At 71.2% G+C, this 26,807-nt stretch carries 9 protein-coding genes; 6 read left to right on the forward strand and 3 right to left on the reverse strand.

The features are described from left to right. Positions 1–19: 19 nt before the first annotated feature. The gene (locus OG214_RS04385) at positions 20–2,245 is read right to left on the reverse strand and encodes an exo-alpha-sialidase (RefSeq protein ID WP_405983843.1); all 2,226 of its coding nucleotides are present in this window, start codon (positions 2,243–2,245) and stop codon (positions 20–22) included. A 189-nt stretch (positions 2,246–2,434) separates the two neighbouring features. Beyond that, a complete protein-coding gene (locus tag OG214_RS04390) occupies positions 2,435–2,734 on the reverse strand; it encodes a hypothetical protein (RefSeq protein ID WP_405983844.1) in 300 nt (99 codons plus the stop codon). A 181-nt stretch (positions 2,735–2,915) separates the two neighbouring features. On the opposite strand from OG214_RS04390, the gene oxc reads away from it, so the two are divergent. The 4 genes from oxc (at position 2,916) to ccrA (ending at position 8,388) form a co-directional block, all read left to right on the forward strand. Then, entirely contained in the window at positions 2,916–4,673 is a 1,758-nt protein-coding gene (gene oxc / locus OG214_RS04395; RefSeq protein WP_405983845.1) for an oxalyl-CoA decarboxylase, read from the forward strand. Between the two features lie 106 nt (positions 4,674–4,779). After that, positions 4,780–6,057, forward strand: coding sequence for a formyl-CoA transferase (gene frc, locus OG214_RS04400; RefSeq protein WP_383032814.1), 1,278 nt, complete (start codon positions 4,780–4,782; stop codon positions 6,055–6,057). Between the two features lie 123 nt (positions 6,058–6,180). Then, entirely contained in the window at positions 6,181–6,828 is a 648-nt protein-coding gene (locus tag OG214_RS04405; protein ID WP_363082436.1) for an NAD(P)-binding domain-containing protein, read from the forward strand. Between the two features lie 228 nt (positions 6,829–7,056). After that, positions 7,057–8,388 carry a crotonyl-CoA carboxylase/reductase gene (gene ccrA / locus OG214_RS04410; RefSeq protein ID WP_363082437.1) on the forward strand — a complete coding sequence of 444 codons (1,332 nt, stop codon included), beginning with the start codon at positions 7,057–7,059 and terminating at the stop codon, positions 8,386–8,388. Between the two features lie 68 nt (positions 8,389–8,456). Here the strand turns inward: ccrA and OG214_RS04415 are convergent, their stop codons facing one another. Continuing rightward, the gene (locus tag OG214_RS04415) at positions 8,457–11,189 is read right to left on the reverse strand and encodes an AAA family ATPase (RefSeq protein ID WP_405983846.1); all 2,733 of its coding nucleotides are present in this window, start codon (positions 11,187–11,189) and stop codon (positions 8,457–8,459) included. 920 nt (positions 11,190–12,109) lie between these two features. Between OG214_RS04415 and OG214_RS04420 the strand changes: the two genes are divergently transcribed. Next, positions 12,110–20,869, forward strand: a complete 8,760-nt coding sequence (locus OG214_RS04420) for a type I polyketide synthase (RefSeq protein ID WP_405983847.1) — start codon at positions 12,110–12,112, stop codon at positions 20,867–20,869. 75 nt (positions 20,870–20,944) lie between these two features. Further along, positions 20,945–26,806, forward strand: coding sequence for a beta-ketoacyl synthase N-terminal-like domain-containing protein (locus OG214_RS04425; protein ID WP_405983848.1), 5,862 nt, complete (start codon positions 20,945–20,947; stop codon positions 26,804–26,806). Position 26,807 lies beyond the last annotated feature (1 nt).

Consider the following 26,807-nt stretch of genomic DNA (forward strand, 5'->3'; position numbering starts at 1 on the left):
CGACTCCGGCACGGCGGTTCTACCAGTGCGCGGTCTTCGCGATCCGCCCGCCCCAGCTCTCCTGCCTGACGCCGTCCGCCGCGTTCCACCACCAGTGGGTGAGCGTTTCGTCGGCGGCGGCCCCGTAGACGTGCTGTGTGCCGTCGACCATGTGCGCCACCGGGTCCGAGTACAGCGATCCCTGCCACTCCGCGTAGTTGTTCCCGGTGGCCGGGTCCCACCACCAGTGACCGAGCTTGTCACCCGTGGTGCGCGCGAAGACGTGCTGCTGCGCGTTGTGCACGAATGTGACAGGTCGCCCGGCCGGCGGGACCGGTGTGGCCAGTGTCTCCCGCTTGACCACCTGGGTCGTGGGGTCCCACCACCAGTGCGTCAGCCGGCCCTGCGGATCACCGGCGTATACGTGCTGCTGGCCGCGGTACACAGACACCGTCGGAGTGCCGCGGACGGACCCGGTCCAGATTTCATGACGTACGCCCGGTCCCTTGGTCCACCACCAGTGGTGGAGCCGGCCGTCGGTCCCCGTGGCCCAGACGTGCTGCTGGGTGCCGTAGGCCAGCGCCACGGGATCTCCGGCCAGGGTGCCCGCCGCCGCCCATGTCTGCTGGTTCATCAGTCCGGTGCCCGAGTCCCACCAGTGGTGGAGCAGTTGACCGTCCGTCGCCCGGACGAAGGCGTGCTGCTGGCTCGATGTGACGATGCTCGCGGGTGCTCCGGCCACGGTGCCCGCCGCGGCCCAGGTCTGCTGGATCACCGAGGCACTGGCCGGGTCCAGGTACCGGTGGAGGAGACGTCCGTCGGTTCCGCGTACCAGAACGTGCTGTTGGCCGCCGTAGCCGAAGGACACCGTCTCGCCCGCGGCCCCGGTGCCCCAGGTGCCCCGCCTGACGGTGCCGTCGGCCTCCTCGAACCAGTGGCCGAGACCGCCCGTCGGCGTGGGGGCGAAGAGGTGCAGCTGGTCCGGGGGGCTGGTGGCCAGGGCTCCGGTGTTCTGGCTGAGGTTCAGGCCGGCGGCGTTGTCCGGCAGATCCAGATCGGCCTCGGTGAAGGTGGCGAAACGGATGAACTGGTACTGGGTCGTGTCGCCGCCCTCGTAGATGACGCCGTACTCGCCGCCGCCCAGACCGACCATGTCGGAGTAGCCCGACATGCCGTCCCGTACCGGCGCTCCGTCCGCGGTGCTCTGCCAGGTCAGGCCCCCGTCGAAGGAGGAACGGATCGTCAGGTCCTCCCGGTTCGGGCCGACCGGAGCGGCCAGAAGCGCGCGGTCGTAGCCGTCGCGGGCCTTCTCCCGTACGGCGAGGGTGGACGCCTGCACCCCGAGGTCGGGCAGGCCCAGCGGCGGCAGCAGCGCGAATTGGGCCTCGAAGCTCTCGCCCCCGTCGCGGGAGACCGCGTAGACCGCCCGGTCCCGGGTCGACGCCAGCCCCTCCTCGTTGCGCGCCACCACGAGCAGACTGCCGTCACCGCGCTCGAAGAGGCTCAGCTCCTGCGCTCCGATGTCGGGCTCGGCGCCATGGGACGACGCGCCGAGTCGCCAGTGCGCACCGCCGTCGTCGCTGTAGATGAGCGCGCCACCGAGGGGTGACTCCCGGTGGACGCCGGGTGCCAGGCGCGCCGTCACGCCGACCACCAGGCGGCCGGCCGACGTGCCATGGGTGAGCCGGATACCGTGCGCGGGTCCGGTGATCAGCTGGCCGCCGTACAGATCTCCCCATTGCTCGTCGTCCACCGGCCACACGTCGGCGCTGATCTCCTTGGCGGCCGCCCACTGGACACCGTTGTCCACACTCGTGCGGAGGTAGATGCGCTCGTAGTTCTCGGTGTACAGCAGGGCGATCCGCCCGGACGGCGCGTCCGGCGCGGGGGCGCTCACCACCGGCACCGGGTTGTGTGCGAAGACCGTGGCGCCTCCCGTCGTGCGATGCCTGGCCAGCACCTGTAGGGGCGTCCAGGTGCTGCCGCCGTCCGAAGAACGTTTCATCACGACATCGATCCGACCGCTGTCACCGCAGTCCCCGACGCGGCCCTCGGCGAACGCCAGCAGTGTCACGCCGTCCCCGGCCTTCACGACGGCAGGAGCACGGAAGCACGCGTACGCGGCGGCCGCGCCGCTCTCCTTCTCTCCATTGGTGAACACCTCGGCGTGCCCGCCGGGTATCGGGGCCGCCACGGCGTCGTCCGGCGGAAGGAGGAGCACCGACAGCATCGCCCAGAGCACCGCGAACACCGCGGCGACGGCCACCGTCCGCGCGGGTACGCGAGGAGGGAACCAGCCTCTTCTCACTGAGAGACACGTCGTGGTCGTCGTCATGACACCGGCCATCTGTCTTCCCTTCGGAAAGAGGGAGCACGGACGGCCGCCCGAGATCCGACCGGTCCCCCATGTCCCCGCCTGCCGCCACCCGATCGCTCGCCAGTCTGCCAGGCACCATCAACAGGCGCCCCGCGCCCGGGGTTTCGGCTCGCCCGGCTCGGCGCTTCCGCCGTCCCCGTCGATCACCGGCGCGGTGAGGGCGGGGACGATGAGTCCTGCCTCTCCGGGGCCGTCCACGACACACAGGGTGAGCCGGGGGACGATGCTCCAGCCCTCGCGACGCGGCATCGCCCCGTCGGGCGCGGGCAGGACCGGAAGGACCTCGTGCACGGGTGCGTCGGCCAGCGGCAGTACGGGGGCGTCACCCCGGATGAACAGGGATTTCTCAGGGCCCGACAGGGCGCTCGTACGCCGCATGGCCCCACGCACACGCGCCCGGCGGTGTCGGCAGTCCCGTTTGCCGGCGGGACAGCCGTTCGCCGGCCGACCGGCCGTTCACCGGCTGGACGGCGGCGGACCGTGGATATCGCGCGGCCTGCCCCCAACACTGGAAGAATTAACCCGAAAGGGGTAATCGCGATAGAAAGGACATCGGGTCATGGCAACCGTTTCCACACCGGGCGGCACGGCGACCGCCGACGTCCTGCCCCTCACCGACGGGTTCCACCTGGTCGTCGACGCGCTCAAGCTCAACGACGTCGAGGTCATCTACGGAGTGGTCGGCATCCCGGTCACCGACCTCGCCCGGGTCGCGCAGGCGTCGGGCATCCGCTACATCGGCTTCCGGCACGAGAGCGACGCGGGCCACGCGGCCGCGGCGGCCGGCTTCCTGACCAAGCGGCCGGGCATCTGCCTGACGGTGTCCGCCCCCGGCTTCCTCAACGGACTGGTCGCGCTCGCGGACGCCACCACGAACTGCTTCCCGATGGTCCAGATCTCCGGGTCCAGCGAGCGGCACATCGTCGACCTCAAGCAGGGCGACTACGAGGAGCTGGACCAGCTGGCGGCGGCCACTCCGTTCACCAAGGCCGCCTACCGGGTGGACCGGGTCGAGGACATCGGCCGCGGCGTCGCCCGTGCGATCCGCAGCGCGGTCTCCGGCCGCCCCGGCGGCGTCTACCTCGACATCCCCGCCGCGGTGCTCGGCCAGGTCGTGGACGCCTCGGCGGGCGCTGCCTCGCTGTGGCGCGTCGTCGACCCCGCACCGCGCCAGCTCCCCTCGCCCGGGGCGGTGGACCGCGCGATCGAGCTGCTGGCCGCCGCGGAACGGCCACTGGTCGTGCTCGGCAAGGGCGCCGCGTACGCGCGGGCGGACGAACAGATCCGGGAGTTCATCGACACCACCGGCCTGCCGTTCCTGCCCATGTCGATGGCCAAGGGCCTGCTGCCCGACGACCACCCCCAGTCGGCCGCCGCCGCCCGCTCGCTGGCGCTGCGCCGGGCCGATGTGGTCATGCTGGTCGGCGCGCGGCTCAACTGGCTGCTCGGCCACGGCGAGGCACCGCAGTGGAACCCCGACGCGCGTTTCATCCAGGTCGATATCGAGCCCACCGAGATGGACAGCAACCGGCCCGTCGCCGCCCCCCTCGTCGGAGACGTCGGATCGGTGATGAAGGCACTCGTGGAGCGGACCAAGCCCGGTCAGATCGCGGTCGCGGCACCGTGGCACCAGGAGCTCGCGGCGCGCTCGGCGCAGAACGTCGCCAAGATGTCGCAGCGTCTCAACGCCGACCCGCATCCGATGGGGTTCTACGGAGCGTTGCGGGCGGTACGCGATGTCCTGCATCAGCACCCCCACGCCTACGTCGTCAACGAAGGCGCCAACTCGCTCGACTTCGCACGCAATGTGATCGACATGCAGCTGCCGCGCCACCGGCTCGACAGCGGCACCTGGGGCGTCATGGGGATCGGCATGGGCTACGCGATCGCCGCAGCCGTCGAGAGCGGCGCCCCGGTCGTGGCCGTCGAAGGCGACAGCGCCTTCGGCTTCAGCGCCATGGAGCTGGAGACGATCTGCCGCTACCGGCTGCCCGTCGTCGTCATCGTCCTCAACAACGGCGGTGTGTACCGCGGCGACGGGATCAACACCGCCTCCGCCGATCCGTCGCCGACGACCTTGATGCTCCACGCCCATCACGACCGCCTGATCGAGGCTTTCGGCGGCAAGGGCTACCACGCGGCCACGCCCGCCGAGCTCACCACCGCCCTCACCGACGCGCTGGCCTCCGGCGGCCCGGCGCTCATCGACTGCGTGATCGACCCCACCGCCGGCACCGAGAGCGGCCACCTCACCAACCTCAACCCGCAGGGCGTCACGGCCACGGACACGGCCGCGGGTGCCCCGCCGAAGCGATGAGCGCGCCCGGCGCCGGCCCGCGCGTGCCGCCGTGCCGCCCGGTGGCGGGCCCGCGCGTGCGGCCACCGCCGGAAACCGTACCGCCCACCACCGGAAGGGGACCATCATGACTGACCTGCCGCTCACCGGGATCAAGGTGATCGACTTCTCCGGCGTCCAGGCCGGCCCGGCGTGCTCCCAGATGCTCGCCTGGTTCGGGGCCGACCTGCTGAAGGTCGAACGTGTCAACGGCGGTGACGTCACCCGTCACCAGCTGCGCGACATCCCCGACGCCGACGCCCTGTACTTCACCATGCTCAACAGCAACAAGCGCTCCCTCGCGATCAACACCAGGACGCCCGAGGGCAAGGAGGTCATGGAGAAGCTGATCCGCGAGGCCGATGTACTGGTCGAGAACTTCGCGCCCGGCGCCATGGACCGCATGGGTCTGCCCTGGGAGCACATCCACGAGCTCAACCCGCGCCTGGTCTACGGCTCCGTCAAGGGCTTCAACGACGACTCGCCGTGGTCCGACATCAAGGTCTACGAGAACGTGGCGCAGAGCGCCGGCGGCGCCGCCTCCACCACCGGCTTCTGGGACGGCCCGCCGACGGTCAGCGCCGCGGCCCTCGGCGACAGCAACAGCGGGATGCACCTGCTGATCGGCATCCTCACCGCACTCCTCGCCCGTGAGAGGACCGGAGTGGGCCAGAAGGTGTCGGTGTCGATGCAGGACGCCGTCCTCAACCTGTGCCGGGTCAAGCTGCGCGATCAGCAGCGTCTGGAGAAGGTCGGCTATCTCGAGGAGTACCCGCAGTACCCGAACGGCACGTTCACCGACGTGGTGCCGCGCGGCGGCAACGCGGGCGGCGGCGGCCAGCCCGGCTGGGTGCTCAAGTGCAAGGGCTGGCAGACCGACCCCAACGCCTATATCTACTTCACCATCCAGGAACAGGACTGGGAGCAGACATGCCGGGCGCTCGGCCGGCCCGAGTGGATCGACGACCCGGCCTACAAGACCGCCGAGGCCCGTCAGCCGCACATCTTCGACATCTTCACCGAGATCGAGAAATGGCTCGCCGACAAGACCAAGTACGAGGCGGTCGACGTCCTGCGCACGTTCGGCGTGCCCTGCGCACCGGTGCTCAGCATGAAGGAGATCGCCTACGACCCGGCCCTGCGCCGCAGCGGCACCATCGTCGAGGTCGACCAGCCGCGGCGCGGCACGTATCTGACGGTCGGCAGTCCGATCAAATTCTCCGACTTCACCCCCACGATCACCGGTGCGCCACTGCTCGGCGAACACACCGACGAGGTCCTCACCGAACTCGGCTACGACCCCGACGCCATCGCCAAGATGCACGCCAACCAGGTCGTCGTCCAATACTCCGACGCGGCTTCCTGATCTTGATCCACTTGCCCTGAACCCGGTCACAGAAAGGATGAGCGAAACGGCGTCCACCGTGGCGCGACGGCGGTTACGCTGCGGAGAATACCGTTGGATCACACAGAAGCGGATAGCGAAATCATGTCAAGAATCGGATTACTCGGTACCGGTAATGTCGCCAAAGTTCTGGGCGCGAAATTGATCTTGCTCGGGCACGAGGTGGTTCTGGGATCCCGCGACCCCGAGAACTCCCCGGTCGCCGAGTGGGCCGCGGGACACGGCGCCGGGCTCACCGGATTGGCGGAGGCGGCGGCGGGCGCCGACCTGGTGGTCAACACCGCGCCGGGTCTGGCCTCGCTCGATGTTCTGACCAAAGCCGGCGCCGATAACCTGCGCGGCAAGGTGATCATCGATGTCTCCAACGGCATCGAGTCGAGGAACGGCGTCACCGCGGTCGCCACACCGGACGGCGGGAGCATCGCCGAGCAGCTCCAGTCCGCGTTCCCCGAAGCTCGTGTCGTCAAGACGCTCAATACGATGGCCGGGCAGGTCATGGTCGACCCCGGACGGATCCCGGGCCACCACACCGTCTTCCTGAGCGGTGACGATCCGGCGGCGAAGGCGGAGGTCACCGAGCTGCTGAAGTCGTTCGGCTGGTCGGACACTCAGATCCTCGACATAGGCGGCGTCGTCACGGCGCGTGCCACCGAGGCCGCCCTGCTGCTGTTCATCCATCTCTTCAGCACGTTCGGGAGCCCCGAGTTCAACCTGTCGGTCGCAAAGGCCTGACACCCGGAGCGCGCATACGGCCGGCCGGCCGCCGCACCGGTCCGCCGGCCGTCGCGCTTCACCCCCGCGGTTCCGGCGGACACCGGCCGGGATTGCACAGGCGGTGAGGAACAGGGGTGTTCCCGAAAGGTAAGGGGCGGCCCGGAAGAATTAAGGGTTGGGCGGTGAGAACGGCGTCCCTAGTCTTTATCGGGCCGAGTCCCCTCGCCAAAGGAGAGATAGTTACTCATGGACGCTTTGGCCGAAGCGGTGATCGCCGGTGCCGCGCCGAGCGATCTGGAGCGGACAGCGGTGCCACGCCAGTACATCGCGGCGCACCTCAGAAAGGACGGGGTGAATCTTTTCCATGGTGTGACGGACAAAGACGTGCGCGAGTCGCTGCGAGTCGGACCGGTCCGGATGCCCGAGCTCGCCCCCGACGAAGTCCTCATCGCCACCATGGCGAGCTCCATGAACCACCAGACCGTCTCGTCCGCCCTGTTCGAACCGCAACCGACGTTCGGCCATCTCGAACAGCTCGGCCGGCAAGGGGGATTCGAGCGGCGGCACGACCAGGACTTCCACGTGATCGGATCGGACGCGGCGGGAGTCGTCGTCCGTGTCGGGTCGGGAGTCCGCCGCTGGGCTGTCGGTGACCACGTCGTGGTGGCCGGCGCGTGGGTCGACTCCCAGGAACCCGGCACCCACGGGGACGGCATGCTCGGCGGTGAGCAGCGCGCCTGGGGAGTCGAGACCAATTACGGTGGTCTCGCCCACTATTCGATCGCGCGGGCCGATCAGGTACTGCCCAAACCCGGGCACCTGACCTGGGAGGAGGCCGCCTCCGTAACCCTCTGCGCGACCACCGCGTACCGCATGCTGGTGAGCGAGAACGGCGCCCGGATCAAGCAGGGGGACATCGTGCTGATCTGGGGCGCCACCGGCGGCCTCGGAGCGTTCGCGGTGCAGCTCGTCAGGAACGCCGGCGGCATCGCGGTCGGCGTGGTCTCCAGCGAGGAGAAGGCACGCCGGCTCGCGGCTCTGGGATGTGATCTGGTCGTCAACCGGTCGGAACTGGCGCTGGACGAGCCGGGTGTCTCCACCGCCGATCTGGGACGGCGCCTGGGCCGTGTGATCAGAGGTGAGCTGGGTGAGGACCCTCACGTGGTGTTCGACAGCAGCGGCAGCGCGACCTTCGGGATCTCCGTCTTCGTGGTCCGGCCCGGAGGCGTCGTGGTCACCTCCGGCTCGCCCTCCGGCCCATGGCACGAGTTCGACAACCGCTATCTGTGGATGAACCTCAAGCGTGTCATCGGCTGCCATGTCGCCAACTACCAGGAGGCCTGGGACTGCAACCGGCTCTTCACCCTGGGCCGGCTCTCACCCGTACTGTCCCGTACGTTCCCGCTGGCGGAGATCGGTGAGGCGGCCCGCCTGATGCAGACCAACCGGCACGTGGGCAAGATCGGCGTTCTGTGCCTGGCCCCCCGGGAAGGTCTGGGTGTCACGGACCCGGCCCTGCGGGAGCGGCTGGGTCAGCGCCGGCTGACACCCCTGCGTGCTCCGGTGCCGGCGGTCTGAGAAAGGCGGAAGGGGCGGCCTCGGTCCGCTGTGCCGCCCCGCTGAACGGGCGGCACAGCGGAAGGGGCTTACGCGGTGCCGCGCAGTTTCGGGTCCAGACGGCTCTGCAGATCGGCCCGGCCGCCGACGCGCAGCTTGCGGTACACCCTGGTGAGGTGCTGCTCCACCGTACTGACCGTGATGTACAGCCGAGCCGCGATCTCGCGGTTCGTGTGGCCGCGTACGGCGAGTTCCGCCACCCGCAGCTCCGCGTCGCTCAGCACCGTGTACACGTCGTCCTCGGCCGCGCGCGACACTGCCCCGGCCACCACACCCGGCGCCGCGAACTCCGGCAGCAGCGAACGTCGCACCAGCGCCTCGGCGCCGCACTGCGCCGCGATCTGCCAGATCCTGCGTGCGGTGAAGCGAGCCCGGTGGGAGTCGCCCAGCTCCGCATAGCAGCGGTTGAGGTCGATGAGCGTGGCGAGCAGTTCCACGGGCAGCTGGTCGCGGTCCAGCAGGTCCGCGGACTCACGCAGCAGTGCGACCGCCTGACGCGGTTTCACCGTGGCCGCGCGCAGTCGCAGCACGCGGCCGTGCACCCGGGGGTACTGGGCTCCGGGCTGCTCCGCCTGCTCGTCCAGCATCTTCACGGCCCGCTCCGTCTGCCCCAGCCCGAGCAGCGCCTCGGCCACACCCAGTCGCCAGGACGCGATGCCGGGAAGGTCCATGCCCCATCTCTTCATCTGACGTCCGCAGGCCAGGAAGTTCCGCAACGCCAGCAGATGGCGTCCCTCCGCGAGGTGGTACTGCCCGACGGCCTCCAGATAGTGCAGGTAGTAGCGGGTCTTCGGCACCAACTCCGGCAGCGGGCAGGACAACCACTGCTCCGCCACCCGGCCGTGCCCCGTCGCCGCGGCCGTGGAGATCAGGGTCGCGAGCGGCAGAACGATCTGAGGTCCCCACGCACGGGGTCCCATCAGACACAGCCCCTCCTCGGCCAGCCTGGCGGCCTCGGGGAGGTCGCCGCGCCGCCGGGCGATCTCGGACAGGATCACGGACTGCACGGCCTGCCAGGTACGGAAGCCCTCGGGTTCACCGTCCTGGTAGATACGAGTGGTCCAGTATTCGGCACGTTTGAGCTCATGGGCGTAGAGCAGGGCGCACAGTGCGTTGGCGTGCGGGCCCCGCCAGTAGTCCGGAGCGAGATCGGCGCGGAGCAGTTCCTCGGCGCGCCGGGACGAGGCCGCGTGGTCTCCTTCCTGGAGCAGACTCCATATCCCGGCTTCGGTCGGCACCGCCGCCCCCAGCTCGTCGCCCTGGAGACGCAGTTGCGCCGGCGCTTCGCGCCAGACCGCCACGGCGCCGGGATGGGTCCTGCTCAGCGAGTACTCGGTACTGATCAGCGCCTCGCGGACCTCGGCCGTGTGCGCCCGGGAGCCGATCGTGGTCAGAATGGCCGCGGCCTCCCCCTCCCGCCCGTGCCACATCAGGGCACGGGCCAGCATGATGGCCTCCAGGTCCGGCAGATGGCCCTGCTCGAAGGCGCTGAGAAGTCCCGCGAAGTGAGACAGGGCGCGGGCCGGGTTCATCCGCCACTCCACCCGGACCTTCGCGGCGGTGATCAATGCCCGCTCCCTGCTCTCCGGGCAGTCCCGCAACGCCAGGTCCAGGCACTGCAGGGACATGTCCGCCTTGCCTTCTTCCAGCGCGTCCTCCGCGGCCTGACGCAGTACGGGGATCTGCCAGTGGCGACCGGCCCGGTCGGCGGCGATCAGATGCTCGGCGATCCGCAGCGCGGTCTCACCCTCGCTGTGGAGCAGTTCGGCGGCCCGGTGGTGCAGTTCGGCGGCGTCGTCGAAGTCCGGATCGCTCAGGATGACGCAGTGCGCCGCCGGGTGCCTCAGCATTCCGTCGGGACCGAGCAGTCCGGCTTCCGACAGCTCGGTGGTGTACCGCTCCACGAGGAAACGGGGCATGGAGACGAGCCGCGAGATCAGCTCGGGGGCCACCCGCCCGCCGAGCAGGGCGATGGCCCGCGCCACTTCCAGACAGGGCTGTCCACTGTGGTGGAGGCACGCGAGTACGGCCGTGGCGGAGGCCTCGCCCGGACTGAGAGGCTCCTTGTCGGGTTCCGTGAACTGGGTCAGGTGCTCCTCCACCAGGGCCCGGACCACCAAGGGGTTGCCGCCGCTCGCCGCGAGGGTGGCCGGGGCCAGACGTCGCGCGGTCGCCTCGTCGAGCCGATCGGCGAGAACGCCGGTCACGCCGGCTTCCGACAACGGCTGAAGGTGGATCTGCCTGTGGTGCGGCTCGCGGAACAGCTCGGCGTGGAAGAGCGGAATGGTCTGCTGGGAGTACTCGCTGACCACGAGCACCAGCATGACCGGCGCCGTACGGACGTGGCGGATCAGATAGAGCAGCCCCTGGAAGGAGTCGGCATCGGCCAGATGGACGTCGTCGGCGATCAGCAGGAGCGGAGTCCGGGCCGCGGAACGCAGCAGTTCGTGACAGATGCCCAGGATGAACTGTGGAGACCGGATGTCCGCGGGTGCGGCCATGGTCAGTCTTCGCAGCAGTACGGAAGACGTACACGCCTCGAGCAACTGACCGAAGATGCCCGGTGCGGCCACCACCCCGGCCCGCGAGGCGTATGTCTGCACCACCCGGATTCCCTGGTCACCGGCCCGGGTGGCGAGCTGATTCGCGAGTTCCGTCTTGCCCGAACCGGTCGGTCCCGTAATGGACACTACCTGCCCCGTGCCGTCGAGGGCCTCGTCAAGCAACTGCTCCAGTAATTGCAACGCTTCCGTTCGTTCCACAAATGCCATAATTCCCCCTTGTGGTGCCCCTGCTTCTGTCGCGATACCACCCCGCAACCGTTGGATTGTCCGCCTGCCTTGTTCCGGCAAGCTCCACCCGCGCCCACTGGGGTGAAATGCGCATTCCACAGCCAGCCAGCGGACCATCCGGGTATCCACACTCCGAAGGTCATGCATCCCCGTTCAAAGGCGGCTGGCAGCGCCCTGGTCAGCAGGGGCGATTCTAACCCAGGCAGCTCCTTTGGCCAATCATTTTCGATCAGCGAGGTGTCCACCCCTGAGCGAATAAGAGGGGATCACCGGACCGAACACCAAGGAACTTGATATTCCATTTCTGCGGCAACGCGGCGTCGGCGACTCCCCCCGATGCGGAGCGCGGGAGCGGTGCGGCAACCGGTGAATATAACTCAGCAGGCCCCCTACTGGGCAACCCCTACTTTGCCGCCGACGCCCGGAGCGTGGGGTCGCCTGCGGGCGTACGACCTCCGCCGCACCCGTGGGCGCCGCGCGGGCTCGCAAGCATACTGAGCACCCCTATTCCGCAACGATCCCCAAAGGCGCCGCTAGGGGCGCAGACTAAGGGTTGGCCAGCGCACGGGCCGCAAGTAGCGTTTCGTCCGTTCCCGATTTCCTATGCATGCATTAATGAACTTCCCGGGAAAGACACGAGGGATAGCTTCAGGAATGCGTGCGAAGCTCGTATGGCATCCTGCCGGGAATAGTACACGCGAAGAACCAATACCACGAGAACCCGTACCCGTGCGGACGCACCGTCGACGCGATACCTGATGGAAAAGCGGACACCGCCTGCTTACCGAGCGGGCGGATCACAGCGGAGGCCCGGAAAAGCCGGATGTACCTGCGCGGGAGGCGGCCGGGAATGTCCAAGCCGCTTGGAAGGAAGACGAGGGTAATACACCATGACCGCCGAACCCCGTTCCGACCACGGCCCGCAGGACCGGCCCATGCCGCCGGAGCCGATAGCAGTCGTCGGTCTGGCCTGCCGGCTGCCCGGCGCGGCGGACCCGTCCGCCTTCTGGGAACTGCTGCGCACCGGCACCGACGCCGTCACCGAGGTACCCCCGGGCCGGCCCGAGTACGCCTCCCTGCCGGAGGGCACCCGGATCCCGCCCGCCGGTTTCCTCGACCACGTCGACGGGTTCGACGCGGATTTCTTCGGCATCTCGCCCCGTGAGGCCGCCGGGATGGATCCCCAGCAGCGCCTCGCCCTCGAACTCGCGTGGGAGGCCCTGGAGGACGCCGGCATCCCGCCCGGCTCCCGCGGCGGGACCCGCACCAGTGTGCACCTCGGTGTGATGTGGGACGACTACGCGAAACTGGCCCATCAGCGCGGTCCGCAGCTCATCGACGGACGCTCCATCACCGGTCTGAGCCGGAGTCTTGTCGCCAACCGCGTCTCCTACGCGCTCGGCCTGGACGGCCCGAGCATCGTCGTCGACACCGCGCAGTCCTCCTCTCTCGTCGCCATCCACCTCGCCTGTGAGAGCCTGCGGCGCGGAGAGGCGGATCTCGCCCTGGCCGGCGGGGTCAGTCTCATGCTCATGCCCGAGGGCTTCACCGTGGCCGAACGCTTCGGTGCCCTCTCGCCGACCGGACGGGCCGCCGTGTTCGACGCCCGTGCCGACGGCTTCGTACGCGGCGAGGGCGGCGGTGTCGTCGTGCTCAAGCCCCTCCGTCAGGCCCTCGCCGACGCCGACACCGTGCACTGTGTGATTCTCGGAGGGGCCGTCAACAACGACGGTGGCGGTGACAGTCTCACCGCCCCCCGGGAGAGCGCGCAGCGCGACGTCCTGCGACAGGCCTACGAAAACGCGGCGGTGGACCCCGCGCGGGTAAATTTCGTGGAACTGCACGGGACCGGAACCACCGTCGGCGATCCCACAGAGGCGTCCGCGCTGGGCGCGGTCCTCGGCCGCGCCCGGCCGGACTCCTCGCCCCTGCTCGTCGGCTCGGTCAAGACCAACATCGGGCACCTCGAAGCCGCGGCGGGCGTCGCCGGCTTCCTGAAAGCCGCCCTCAGTCTGCGCGAGCGCACCTTGCCACCGAGCCTCCACCACGAACAGCCCCACCCGGCGATCCCGTTGGACGCGCTGGGCCTCAGGGTCGCCGACACCGCCATCGGCCTCACCCCCGGGGAGGCCACCGACGACCGGGTGTTCGCCGGCGTCAGCGCTTTCGGCATGGCGGGCACCAACTGCCATCTGGTGCTGTCGGACGCGACGGGCCTCCCGGGGCCCGACAGGTCCGCCCACGCCGCGACGGGCCCGCGCACCGTCCTGCTCTCCGGACACACCGAGGGCGCTCTGCGCGACCAGGCCCGGCGGCTCCGCGACCATCTCGGTGCCGGCCGGCAACTCGCCCTGCCCGACATCGCCGTCACCGCGGCGCTCGCCCGCACGCACCTCAGACACCGTGCGGCACTGCTCGCCGACGACCTCACCGCGCTCCCTCCGCTCCTGGAGGACCTCGCGGAAGGCCGTGTCCGGCCCCTGATCATCCGCGGGACCGCGACCCACGCGGACGCCCGCAAGGCGTTCCTGTTCACCGGCCAGGGCAGCCAGCGCCCCGGCATGGGAGCCGGACTGCACGCCGCGCACCCGGTGTTCGCCGAGGCGTTCGACGCCGTCTGTGAGGAGCTGGACGCCCGTCTCGACCGGTCCGTACGTGAACTGGTACTCGGCGGCCCGGACGCCTCCGACGCCGCGCCGCTGGACCGTACCGAGTACACGCAGGCATCGATCTTCGCCTACGAGACCGCTCTCTTCCGGCTCCTGGAGCACTGGGGCATCGCCCCCGACATGGTGCTCGGCCACTCCGTCGGGGAGATCACCGCCGCGCACGCGGCCGGAGTCCTTTCGCTCGCCGACGCGGCCGCCCTGGTCGCCGCACGCGGTCGGCTGATGCAGGGCCTGCCGGAAGGCGGCGCCATGGTCTCCGTCGAGGCCTCCGAGGAGGAACTCTCCCCGCGGCTGGCCGCTCTGACGGGCCGGGTGGAGATCGCGGCGGTCAACGGCCCCCGGGCCACGGTCCTGGCGGGGGACGAGGACGCGGTCCTCGCCCTGGCCGCCGAATGGCGCGCGCGGGGACGCAGGACAAAGCGGCTGCGGGTGAGCCATGCCTTCCACTCCCCGCACATGGACGGCATGCTCGACGACTTCCGCCGGGTCGCCGAGAGCCTCGCCTACCATCCGCCCGCCATCCCGGTCGTCTCCAACCTCACCGGCCGGGTCGTCACCGACGACGACCCCCTCGACGCTGGCCACTGGGTGCGGCACGCACGCCGCGGTGTGCGCTTCCTGGACGGTATGCGCACCCTTGAGGCCCAGGGCGTCTCCGTGTATCTGGAGGTCGGCCCGGACGCCGTCCTCAGCACGATGGGCCGCGACTGTGTCGGCTCCGACGCGGTCTTCCTGTCCGCCGGCCGGGCCGGCCGCCCCGAGCGGGAAACCCTCGCCGCCGCCGTGGCCGGTCTCCATGTGCGTGGTGTGTCCGTCCCCTGGGACCGGCTGCCGGAGAGCGCCGGCGGCCGCCGGGTGCTACTGCCCACGTACGCCTTCCAGCGGGAGCCCCACTGGCTGCCCCCCGCCACGGGGATCGCGCCGACGGCGGTACCGGAGTCCCGTACACCGTCCGACGCGCCGGCAGCCGGTGAGGCGGCCGGGCAGCCGGAGCCCCTCACCGGACGGCCCGGCCTGCCCGTCCCCGTCCCCGCTCCCGCTCCCGCTCCCGGCGCCGGACCCGACCAGTCGGCCCTGACGAACGTGGTCCTCACCCAGGTGGCCACCGTGCTCGGCCACGGCTCGCCCGAACGGGTCGAAGCCGGAAGGACGTTCAAGGACCTCGGCTTCGACTCCCTCGCAGCCGTCGAACTCCGCGACCTGCTGGCCGAGGCCGTCGGCGTCTCCCTGCCCTCCACCCTGGTCTACGACCACCCCAGTCCGGACGCACTGATCCGCCATCTGAGCGCCGGCACACACACCGGGGATCCGGACCGCCGGGTGTCCCGGGACACCGACGAGGAGCCGGTGGCGATTGTGGGGATGGCGTGCCGTTTTCCTGGTGGTGCGGATTCGCCGGAGGCGTTGTGGGATCTGGTGGCGGGGGGGCGGGATGCGATTACGGAGTTTCCGCGGGACCGGGGCTGGGATGTGGAGGGTCTTTACAGTGCGGACCGGGAGGTGCCGGGGACGTCGTATACGCGGGAGGGTGGTTTCCTGCACGACGCCGCCGGCTTCGACGCGGGGTTCTTCGGGATTTCTCCGCGTGAGGCGCTGGCGATGGATCCGCAGCAGCGGTTGCTGCTGGAGTCGTCGTGGGAGGCGGTCGAGCGTGCGGGGATGGACCCGACGACACTGCGCGGCAGCCGCACCGGCGTCTACACAGGTGCCTTCACATTCCGGGACCACACCGCCGCCGGCAACGGACCCGATGCCCTGGAAGGCCAGCACATGACCGGCAGCGCCAGCAGTGTGTTGTCGGGGCGGGTGGCGTATGTGCTGGGGTTGGAGGGGCCGGCGGTGACGGTGGACACGGCGTGTTCGTCGTCGTTGGTGGCGTTGCATCTGGCGGTGCAGGCGTTGCGTCGTGGGGAGTGTGACGCGGCGTTGGCGGGTGGGGTGACGGTGATGTCGACGCCGGGGACGTTTGTGGAGTTCTCGCGGCAGGGCGGGCTGTCGCCGGACGGGCGGTGCCGGTCGTTCTCCGCTGGTGCGGACGGGACGGGGTGGGCGGAGGGTGTGGGTGTGCTGGTGGTGGAGCGGTTGTCGGACGCTCGGCGGCTGGGGCACCGGGTGCTGGCGGTGGTGCGTGGTTCGGCGGTGAACCAGGACGGTGCGTCGAACGGTCTGACGGCGCCGAACGGGCCGTCGCAGCAGCGGGTGATCCGGGCGGCTCTGGCGGATGCGGGGCTCTCACCGGCCGAGGTCGACGCGGTCGAGGCACACGGCACCGGCACCCGGCTCGGCGACCCGATCGAAGCTCACGCATTGCTGGCGACCTACGGGCAGCGGGGGTCGGGGGAGCCTTTGTGGCTGGGGTCGCTGAAGTCGAATGTGGGGCATGCCCAGGCGGCGGCCGGGGTCGGCGGTGTGATCAAGACGGTGATGGCGATGAAGCACGGGGTGCTCCCGCCGACACTGCACGCGGAGGAACCGTCGCCGTTCGTGGACTGGGACGCGGGCGCGGTGGCCCTGCTCACCGAGGCGCGTGCCTGGCCGGAGACGGGCCGGCCACGGCGGGCCGGGGTCTCCTCGTTCGGTATCAGCGGCACCAACGCCCACGTCATCCTCGAAGGACCCGCCGAGGAGGACATACCCACGACCGGCTCCGTCGAGCCGACGGGCTCACTGGAGCCTGCGGGCTCAACAGGGTCGGCAGGATCCGCAGCTGAGATTCCGGTGGTGATCTCGGCTCGTGCGGCGGAGGCGCTGCGGGGACAGGCGGCCAAGCTGGCCGCGTTCCTCACCCGCGACCCCGCACCCGGAACACCCCGCCAGCCGGACGGGCGGGGTGTGCCGGATGAGCCGGACGGGCTGGGTGTGCCGGACGGGCGGGGTGTGGTGGATGTGGCGTATTCGCTGGCTGTTTCCCGTGCGGTGATGGACCACCGGGCGGTGGTGACCGCGACGGGACACGAGGACCTCCTCGCCGGACTCAACGCGATCGCGGCGGGCGAGGACCACCCCAACGTGGTCACCGGACACACCGCCCCCGGCCACACCGGCCTCGCCGTCCTGTTCACCGGACAGGGCAGCCAGCACCCCGGCATGGGACGCGACCTCCACACCGCCTTCCCCGCCTTCCGCGACTCCCTCGACCACACCTGCACCCTCCTCGACCAGCACCTGGCCACCGAACTCACCCAGGCCGGCGCCACCTCCCTGCGCGACATCATGTTCGCCGACCCCGGCACCCCCCACGCCCGCCTCCTCGACCAGACCCGCTTCACCCAACCCGCCCTCTTCGCCTACGAAACAGCCCTCTACCACCAGTTCACCACCTGGGGCATCACCCCCACCCACCTCACCGGCCACTCCGTCGGCGAAGTCGTCGCCGCCCACCTCGCCGGCATCCTCACCCTCCCCGACGCCTGCACCCTCATCACCGCACGCGGCCGCCTCATGAACAGCCTCCCCCCCGGCGGCGCCATGATCTCCGTCCGCGCCGGCGAACACGACATCACCACCGCCCTCACCCACCACCCCGACACCCCCATCGCCATCGCCGCCCTCAACACCCCCACCTCCACCGTCCTGTCCGGCACCGAACAAGCCGTCCACGACCTCACCCACACCCTCACCCAACACGGCCACACCACCCGCCGCCTCAACGTCAGCCACGCCTTCCACTCCCCCCTCATGAACCCCATCCTCAACGAATTCCGCACCATCCTCACCACCCTCACCTTCCACCCACCCCACCTCCCCGTCATCTCCAACCTCACCGGCCGCCCCGCCGACCCCCACCACATCACCACCCCCGACTACTGGATCAACCACGCCCTCCACACCGTCCGCTACACCGACACCATCACCACCCTCCACCACCACGGCATCCGCACCTACCTCGAAATCGGACCCGACACCACCCTCACCACCCTCGGCCGCGAAACCCTCGACACCCACACCACCACAAACACCACCAGCACCACAGACACCACCAGCAGCAGCACGGACACCCGCACCACAGACACCACCGGCAGCAGCACAGACACCACCGCGGACACCCCAGACACCGGCAGTCCGGCCCCCCTCTTCATCCCCACCACACACCCCAACCACCCCGAAACCACCACCACCCTCACCGCACTCGCCACCCTCCACACCCGCGGCCACACACCCGACTGGAACACCCTCTACACCCCCCACCACCCCCACACCACCGACCTCCCCACCTACGCCTTCCAACACCACCACTACTGGAACCGACCCACACGGACCACCGACGCGGCCGGACTCGGCCTCGGTGCGACAGGACATCCGCTGCTCACCGCCACCGTGCCGTTCGCGGATCGCGACGACACCCTGCTGGTCGGCCGTCTGTCCCTGGCCACACACGGGTGGCTCGCGGACCACACCGTCCTCGGCTCGGTGCTCTTCCCAGGCACCGGATTCGTGGAACTCGCCGTCCGGGCCGGTGACGAGGTGGGCGCGGGGCTGCTGGAGGAACTCACGCTGGAGGCGCCGCTCATACTGCCCGACCGCGGCGGCGTCGGGTTGCAGGTCGTCGTCGGGACGGCGGACGAGAGCGGGCGCCGGTCCCTCACCATCCACTCGCGACCCGACGGTGATGATGGGGGGCGGGAATGGGTCCGGCACGCCTCCGGCGTCCTGGCACCCGACACCCCCGACACCCCCGCCGCCCCTGCCACCACAGCCCCCGCCGCCTGGCCACCCCCAGGATCCCAGCCCCTGGACCTCACCGACCGCTACGAACACCTCGCCGCACAAGGCCTCGACTACGGACCCGCCTTCCAGGGCCTCAAAACCGCCTGGCACCACGGCGACAACATCTACGCCGAGATCACCCTCGACCCCCGGCACCACCAAGAAGCAGCACACTACGGCCTCCACCCCGCCCTCCTCGACGCCGCCCTCCACGCCATCGGCCTCCACCACACCACCACCCCACCCACCACCACCCACCTCCCCTTCGCCTTCACCGGCATCCGCCTCCACGCCACCGGCGCCCACACCGCCCGCATCCACATCACCCCCACCACACCCGAAACGGTGTCCATCGACGTTGCCGATGTCGACGGTCGTCCGGTCGCCACAGTGGCGGCACTGGACCTCCGCCCCGTGTCGAGACAGCAGATCGAGGCCGCTCGGGGCGGGACGGAACAGTCGCTGTTCCGTATCGACTGGCAGGCCGTGCCGGATCACAAGCGCGGTGCGACGTCCACGGAGCGGCCCTGGACGGTGCTGGGCGCGGTGCCGGCCGGACTGAGCGTGGACACGGTGCCCGCCGAGAGCCTGAACGCCGTCGAGGGGGCGCCGGAAGTCGTGCTGCTGCGGCTCCCGGGTTCTTCGGGAGCCGACACCACGAACTCCGTCCACGACCTGACGCGTGATGTCGTGAGCTCGGTGCAGCAGTGGCTGACCCTGACCGAGTCCAGTGACGCGCGTCTGGTGGTGGTCACCCGCGGAGCGGTCGCCGCGAACGGGGGTGACGACGTGACAGATCTGCCGCATGCCGCGGTGTGGGGTCTGCTGCGGTCGGCCCAGACCGAGAACCCGGACCGGCTCGTCCTGATCGACGTGGACGGCACCCTTGGCTCCTGGGCCGCGCTGGCGGACGTGGTCGCCTCGGGTGAGCCGCAGGCGGCTCTGCGCGACGGTTCGGTACTCCTGCCCCGGATCGTCCGGAGCCCGGCGCCCGCGGTGACGCCGGCCGGCGGAACGGACCGATTCGGTGACGGCACCGTGCTCGTCACGGGCGCGACCGGCGTGCTCGGCCGACTTCTGGCTCGGCACCTGGTCACCGCCCACGGCGTGACGGACCTGCTTCTCGTCAGCCGCCGCGGCCAGGACGCCCCGGCCGCCGCCGATCTCGACGCGGAGCTGACCGGGCTGGGCGCCCGGGTCACCTTCGCGGCCTGCGACACCGCCGACCGGGCAGCCCTCGACGCGCTGCTCGGCCGGATTCCCGCCGACCGGCCGCTAACCGGAGTCGTCCACATCGCCGGCGTGCTGGACGACGCGGCCTTCGAGACGCTGACCCCGCGACAACTCGACCGGGTGCTGCGGCCCAAGGCCGACGCCGCCTGGCATCTGCACCGGGCCACCGAGGGCCTGGACCTGAAGGCGTTCGTCCTCTTCTCCTCCATCCAGGGCTGGGTCGGCGGCGCCGGCCAGGCCAACTACGCGGCGGGCAACGCTTTTCTCGACGCCCTCGCCGAGCACCGCCGGGCCCGTGGCCTGCCCGCGACCTCACTCGCCTGGGGCCCCTGGGCCGAAGGCGGCATGGCCGCCCAACTCGCCGAAACCGACCGCGCCCGACTGACCCGCGCCGGAATGACCCCACTCCCACCCGACCGCGGCCTCGCCCTCTTCGACACCGCCCTCACACTGGACTCTGCCGCGCTGGCCCCGGTCCTGTACGACACTTCCGTCCTGCGCGCCCGGGGCACCGAACTCCCGCACCTGCTGCGCGCCCTGGTCCGCGGTCCGGTCCGGCGGCCGACCGCCGCCGGCTCGGCACGCGCCGGTGGGGTGTCCGGTCCCTCGCTCACCGAGCGGCTGGCTCCGCTGCCCGCGGCGGACCGCGAGAAGGCTCTCCTCGAACTGGTCCGCACCGAGGTGGCGGCCGCGCTGAACTACACGTCCGCCGACGGCGTGGACCCGGCCAAGGGTTTCAAGGAACTCGGCCTCGACTCCCTGACCGCGGTGGAACTGCGCAACCGGCTCGGGAAGGCGACCGGCCTCAAGCTTCCCGCCACACTCGTCTTCAACTTCCCCACCCCGGCCGGACTGGCGGCGCGGCTGCTCGCCGATCTCTTCCCCCACCCGGTCGACGAACCGGAGGAGGCGGGCATGGCCCGAGCCGCGGACGCGGCCGGCGGTGAGCCGGACGGCCGGGGCGACACGGACCCGGCCCTGATCGACGACCTGGACGTCGAGGCACTGATCCGGTTGGCCGGCGAGAGCGCCGACTCCTGAACGACCCGCCCGGTGCCGCACACCGGGCGCTGCCCAGCCCCGTTACCCGGCCAGCCATGAAGGATCACGGAGCACATGTCAGACGCAGAGAAGCTCAGGGAGTACCTCAAACGCGCCACGGCCGAACTGCACGACTCACGCAAGCGGCTGAAGGACCTCCAGGAGGAGCGGTCCGAGCCGATCGCCGTCGTCGGCATGGCCTGCCGCTTCCCGGGCGGGATCCGCTCGCCCGAGGACCTGTGGGACTTCCTGCTGGCCGGGGGCGAGGCGGTGACCGGCTTCCCCGGCGACCGGGGCTGGCCGGCCGACGCCCACGGAGCAGGCGGATTCCTGCCGGACGCGGCCGGCTTCGACGCGGAGTTCTTCGGGATATCACCCCGGGAGGCGCTCGCCATCGAACCGCAGCAACGGCTCTTCCTGGAGACCGTCTGGGAGGCGCTGGAGCGGGCGGGAATCGACCCGCACGGGCTCAGGGGCAGCGCCACCGGGGTCTTCGCCGGCCGCACCAGCGAGGACTACGGACTGGTCCTCGCCAAGCCCAGCCCCGATATCGAGCCCTACCGGCTGACGGGGCTGGCCGGCAGCGTCATGTCCGGCCGGCCGGCGTACATCCTCGGTCTGGAGGGCCCGGCGGTGACGGTGGACACCGCCTGTTCCTCGTCCTTGGTGGCGCTGCACATGTCCGTGGGGGCGCTGCGCCGCGGGGAGTGTTCGCTGGCACTCGTCGGCGGTGCGACGGTGCTGACCACACCCGACGCCTTCCGGCACTTCGGTCGGCAGGGCAGGCTGAGCCCCGACGGCCGGGTCAGGGCGTTCACGTCCGAGGCGGCGGGCACGGCCCTGGCCGAGGGCGCCGGTGTCCTTGTGGTGGAACGCCTCTCCGAAGCGCGTCGCAACGGCCATCCCGTGCTGGCGCTGCTGCGCGGCTCCGCGATCGGCCAGGAGCTCGCGGAGGGCGCCCCGGACGTCCGGGCGCGTCGCCTGGTCATCGAGCGGTCCCTGGCGGATGCCGGGCTGTCGCCTGCCGAGGTGGACGCGGTGGAGGCGCACGGCGACGGGACCCTTCGCGGCGACCGTGCCGAGGCCGAGGCACTGGCGGCCGCGTACGGCCGGGACCGGGATCGCCCCTTGCTCGTCGGCACCGTGAAGTCCAGCCTCGGCAACACCCTGGCCGCCGCGGGGATCGGGGGAGTCATCCGTATGGTGATGGCCCTGCGGCACGGCGAACTGCCGCCGACGCCGCACCCGGACGCCACACCGTCGGTTCCCGACCTGGACGACGCGCTGTCGCTGCCGACCCGCCGGACCCCGTGGCCGGCGACCGGCCTGCCCCGCCGTGCGGGGGTGTCCGCCTTCGGGGTCTCCGGCTCGGTCGCCCATGTCGTCCTGGAAGAGGCTCCCGGGGAACCGCGGGAAACCGGAGAGGAACAGATGCCGGCCGTCCTGCCCCTGGTCCTGTCCGGGGCGGGGGAGCCCGCTCTGCGGGCTCAGGCCGCGAATCTTCGCGCCTTCCTGGCCGGTGCCCCGGCGCCGCCCCTCGTGGACACCGCTCTCTCCCTGTCCGTCACCCGCCCGGCCCTCGCGCACCGGGCCGTGGTGCTGGGCGCGGACCGGGAGGAACTGACCAGCGGTCTGGACACGCTGGCGCGGGGTGGTACCGGCGCCGGTGTGATCCGGGCGGAGCAAGGCGCGCGCAAACAGGGCAAGACCGTGTTCGTGTTGCCTGGTCAGGGTGGGCAGTGGCAGGGCATGGCACTGGAACTGCTCGACACCACACCCGTGTTCACCACCCGCCTGCGCGAATGCGCCGCCCTCATCGAGGAACACGTCCCCTGGCACGTCGAAGACGTACTCCGCGGCCACCCCGACGCACCCACACTCGAACAGATCGAAGTACTCCAACCCGTCCTCTTCGCCGTCAACCTCGCCCTCGCCGCCGTATGGCAATCCCACGGCATCCACCCCGACGCCGTCATCGGCCACTCCCAGGGCGAAATCGCCGCCGCCCACCTCACCGGCGCCCTCACCCTCCACGACGCCACCCACATCATCACCACCCGCTCCCAGATCTTCGCCGACCACCTCACCGGCCACGGCGCCGTCGCCTCCATCCAGATCACCCAGGAAGAACTCACCCCCCACCTCCAACCCCACACCGGCCGCCTCTGGACCGCCGGCATCAACAGCCCCACCGCCCTCACCGTCGCCGGCGACCACCACGCCCTCCAACAACTCGTCACCACCCTCACCGCCCAAGGCACCCGCGCCCGCATCATCCCCACCACCGTCGCCTCCCACAGCCCCCACGTCGAACCCCTCCGCCACCAACTCCTCACCACACTCGCCAACATCACCCCACAAACCGCCCACACCCCCCAATACTCCACCACCACCCCCACCCCCACCATCCTCAACGGCACCGAACTCACCGCCCACTACTGGTACAACAACTGCCGCCAACCCGTACACCTCGAACCCGCCATACGCACCCTCCTCGACGACGGACACACCACCTTCATCGAAATCGGCCCCCACCCCGTCCTCACCACCGCCATCCAGGAAACCGCCGAACACCACAACACCGACATCCTCACCCTCACCACCCTCCACCGAAACAACGGCGGACCACACCGCCTCACCACCACCCTCGCCCAAGCCTGGACACACGGCCTCCCCATCACCTGGCACCCCAACACCAACAACAGCAACAGCAACAGCAACCACACCACCAACACCAACACCAACACCAACACCAACAGCAACACCCGCCACACCACCACTACCCACACCAACCTCCCCACCACCCGCCACACCAACCTCCCCACCTACCCCTTCCAACACAAGCGATACTGGCTCCAAACACCCACAGACCAGCCGGAGACCTCCGGCCCCGCGCTGGACGCGCTGTGGCAGGCGGTGGAGAGCGGGAACACCCGTGGTACGGCCGACGCGCTGCGCCTCGGCGCGCGCGACGACGGTGCTCTGGACGAGCTGATGCCCGCCCTGACAGCCTGGCGCCGCGACCGGCGGACGGACACCACGATCGCGTCCTGGCACCACCGGTCCGTGTGGCGGTCGCTGCCGGAGCCCGTGCCCGCGGTCCTCACCGGCACCTGGCTGCTCGTCACCCCCGCCACGCCGGGCGCGCGGCCGGCCGCGGACGAGGTCGCGGCGGGGCTGGCCCGGCACGGCGCCCTGGTGCTGCGGACCGAGACCGATCCGTACGACTCCGATGTCGACGGCCTGGCCGACCGGCTGAGGGCCGCCGGGGCCACGGAGGCCGCCGGAGTGGTGTCGCTGCTGCCGACCGCCGGGGACCCGTACGATCCCGTCGACGGCGGCGAGCCCGGAGTGGTGACGAACGGCACCTTGACGCTGCTGAGGGCTCTGGCGTCGCTGGAAACCGGCGCCCGTCTGTGGTCGCTCACCCGTGGAGCCGTCTCGACCGGGCCGCTCGACGCGGTGACCAGTCCCGCCCAGGCGCTGGTGTGGGGGCTGGCGAAGGCGGCGGCCGTGGAGAGTCCGGCGCTGTGGGGCGGTGTCATCGATCTGCCCGCCCAGGTGGACGCCCGAGCGGCCCGACGGCTGGCCCTGGCACTGGCCGCCTCCGGCTCCGGCTCCGGCTCCGGCTCCGGCTCCGGCTCCGGCTCCGGCATGGAACGCGAACTCGCCGTCAGAAGCACCGGGGTGTTCGCCCGCCGTCTGATCCCGGTGTCCGGCGGGCCCGCCGCAGCCGGGGGGAACGGGGGGAAGCGGACGGCCGCAGGCCCCCCGGCCGGCACCGGCTCCACGGGACCCGCCCGGCCCGCCTGGGCCGTGCGCGGTACCGCGCTGGTCACCGACGGCCTCGTCGGCGCGGGCCCGCACGTCGCCCGGTGGCTCGCCCGGTCCGGCGCCGAGCATCTGGTGCTGACCACCGGCCGGAGCCCGGACGCGACGGCCATGGGCGCGGAACTGGCCCGCGAACTGGCCGCTTCGGACGTCGGTATGACGCTCGTGGAGGCCGATCCGGGCGATGCCGAGGCGCTGGCGCACGCCGTAGCCCAGGTTCCCGACGGTCTGCCGCTGACCACAGTGGTGCACACGGCCGACCCGCGCGGCGAGGGCCCGCTGGAGGACCTGCCCGCAGACCGGCTCGCCCGGACGATCGGGGCGAAGGCAGCCGGTGCCTGGCACCTTCACCGGCTCACGCTCGGGCACGACCTCCACGCGTTCGTGCTGTTCTCCACGTTCGCCGGCACCCTCGGCGGAGTACCCGGGCTGGGCGGATACGGTGCCGCGGGCGCCTACCTCGACGCACTCGCCGAGCACCGTGCCGCCCGGGGACTGCCCGCCGCCTCGGTGGCCTGGGGCGTGTGGGAGGACGGGACCGCACCCGTACGGGGGGAGGCCGCCCGGCGGGCCCGGCTGACCGGACGGGGACTTCCACCACTCGCTCCGGACCTCGCCCTTGAGGCCCTGGGCCGGATCCTGGCACGGGGCGACAGCACGGCCCTGGTGACCGACGTCCGCTGGCGGGACCATCTGGACGCCCGAGGGGACGGCTCGGGCGACGCGTTGCTGAGGGAGATCCCCGAGGCCGCCGAGGCGCGGGGACCTTCGCCGGACCCGTCGCACGGCCCGGCGGAACGCCCGCTCGGGCCGGACGCGTTCCGCACTCGGCTGGAAGGGCTCTCCCCCGCCCGGCGGCACGACACGGTGCGCTCGCTGGTCACCGGCGAGATCGCCGCCGTCCTGGGGCACTCCGCCGATACGGAGGTGGACTCCTCCCGGATGTTCCTGGAGCTGGGACTCGACTCACTCACCGTCGTCGAGTTGCGCAACCGCCTCTCGGCCGCCACCGGGGTCCGGCTGACCGCCCGCGTCATCCTGGAGCAGCGCACCCCCGACGCGCTGGCCGCACACCTTCACACGGATCTGTTCGCCACGGCGGACCAGGACGTCCCCGTCGTGACGGTGGCCGGACCCCCGGCCACCGCCGGGGGCCGGTCCGGCGCCGTCCCGGCCGGCCTGTCCTCCGCCTTCCCCTCCGCCACGGGGGCATCCGCCCCGGGCGGGCCGGCGCGGGCGGGCGCCGTCCACCGGACCGGCCCGGCCGGTCTGCTGGGGTCGCTGTCCCGGCGAGCCCGGGAGGACGGCCGCGCCGACGAGTTCCTGCGATTCCTCACCGCCGCCGCGGGGCACCGGCCGTCCTTCGGACTTCCGCCCGAGGAGCACGATCTGCCGGTCCCGGTGCGGCTGGCCCGGGGCTCGGACGGCGTGCCGCTCCTCTGTCTGCCGAGCCCGCGGGGAGAGGTGGCCCCGGAGCAGTTCGCACTCCTCGCGGACCAGTTCGACGGCGTTCACGACGTCACCTCCATCGCCCTGCCCGGCTTCCGGGCCGGTGAACGTCTGCCGCTGACCCTGGAAGCCATGGCCGAGGCGATCGCCCTGACGTCGGGCCCTCGTGACGGGCGGAAACCGCCCCTGCTGGTCGGGTACGCGGCCGGCGGACCGCTGGCACAAGCCGTCGCCGCCCGGCTGGCGGCGGACGGACGGCCCGCGGCCGGTGTCGTCCTGCTGGGCGCCGCACCGCCGGCGGGGGACCCGTCGGCGGCCGCACACGGGCCGTTCGCCGACGCCCCGCCCGGCCCCGGGCAGGCGGACGCGGACGAGGTCCGGCTCACCGCCCTGGGCGCCTACCTTCCGTTCCTGACCGGGCCGGTTTCCGTTCAGCCGGCCGTACCCACCCTGCTGATCCGTACCGCGGACCGGGCGTTCGCCGATCTTCCCTCCCGCACCGCCCTTACGCGCACTGTACGGGCGCCCGGCAACCGCCTCACGCTGCTCACGGAGCACGCACCCGCGGCCGCGCGGCTGATCCGCACCTGGCTCGGCTCCACTTCCGGCCCCGCGGCCACCGTCCCCCCAACGGGTCATCCCGGCCCGCGAATCTAAG

The organism is Streptomyces sp. NBC_00872, assembly GCF_045161915.1.
Classification (GTDB): domain Bacteria; phylum Actinomycetota; class Actinomycetes; order Streptomycetales; family Streptomycetaceae; genus Streptomyces.

What these genes read in the sequence shown, in the direction of transcription:
- ccrA (WP_363082437.1), top strand. Translation starts at nt 7,057, where the DNA reads ATGGACGCTTTGGCCGAAGCGGTGATCGCCGGTGCCGCGCCGAGCGAT.
- oxc (WP_405983845.1), top strand. Translation starts at nt 2,916, where the DNA reads ATGGCAACCGTTTCCACACCGGGCGGCACGGCGACCGCCGACGTCCTG.
- frc (WP_383032814.1), top strand. Translation starts at nt 4,780, where the DNA reads ATGACTGACCTGCCGCTCACCGGGATCAAGGTGATCGACTTCTCCGGC.
- OG214_RS04420 (WP_405983847.1), top strand. Translation starts at nt 12,110, where the DNA reads ATGACCGCCGAACCCCGTTCCGACCACGGCCCGCAGGACCGGCCCATG.
- OG214_RS04405 (WP_363082436.1), top strand. Translation starts at nt 6,181, where the DNA reads ATGTCAAGAATCGGATTACTCGGTACCGGTAATGTCGCCAAAGTTCTG.
- OG214_RS04425 (WP_405983848.1), top strand. Translation starts at nt 20,945, where the DNA reads ATGTCAGACGCAGAGAAGCTCAGGGAGTACCTCAAACGCGCCACGGCC.
- OG214_RS04390 (WP_405983844.1), bottom strand. Translation starts at nt 2,734, where the DNA reads ATGCGGCGTACGAGCGCCCTGTCGGGCCCTGAGAAATCCCTGTTCATC.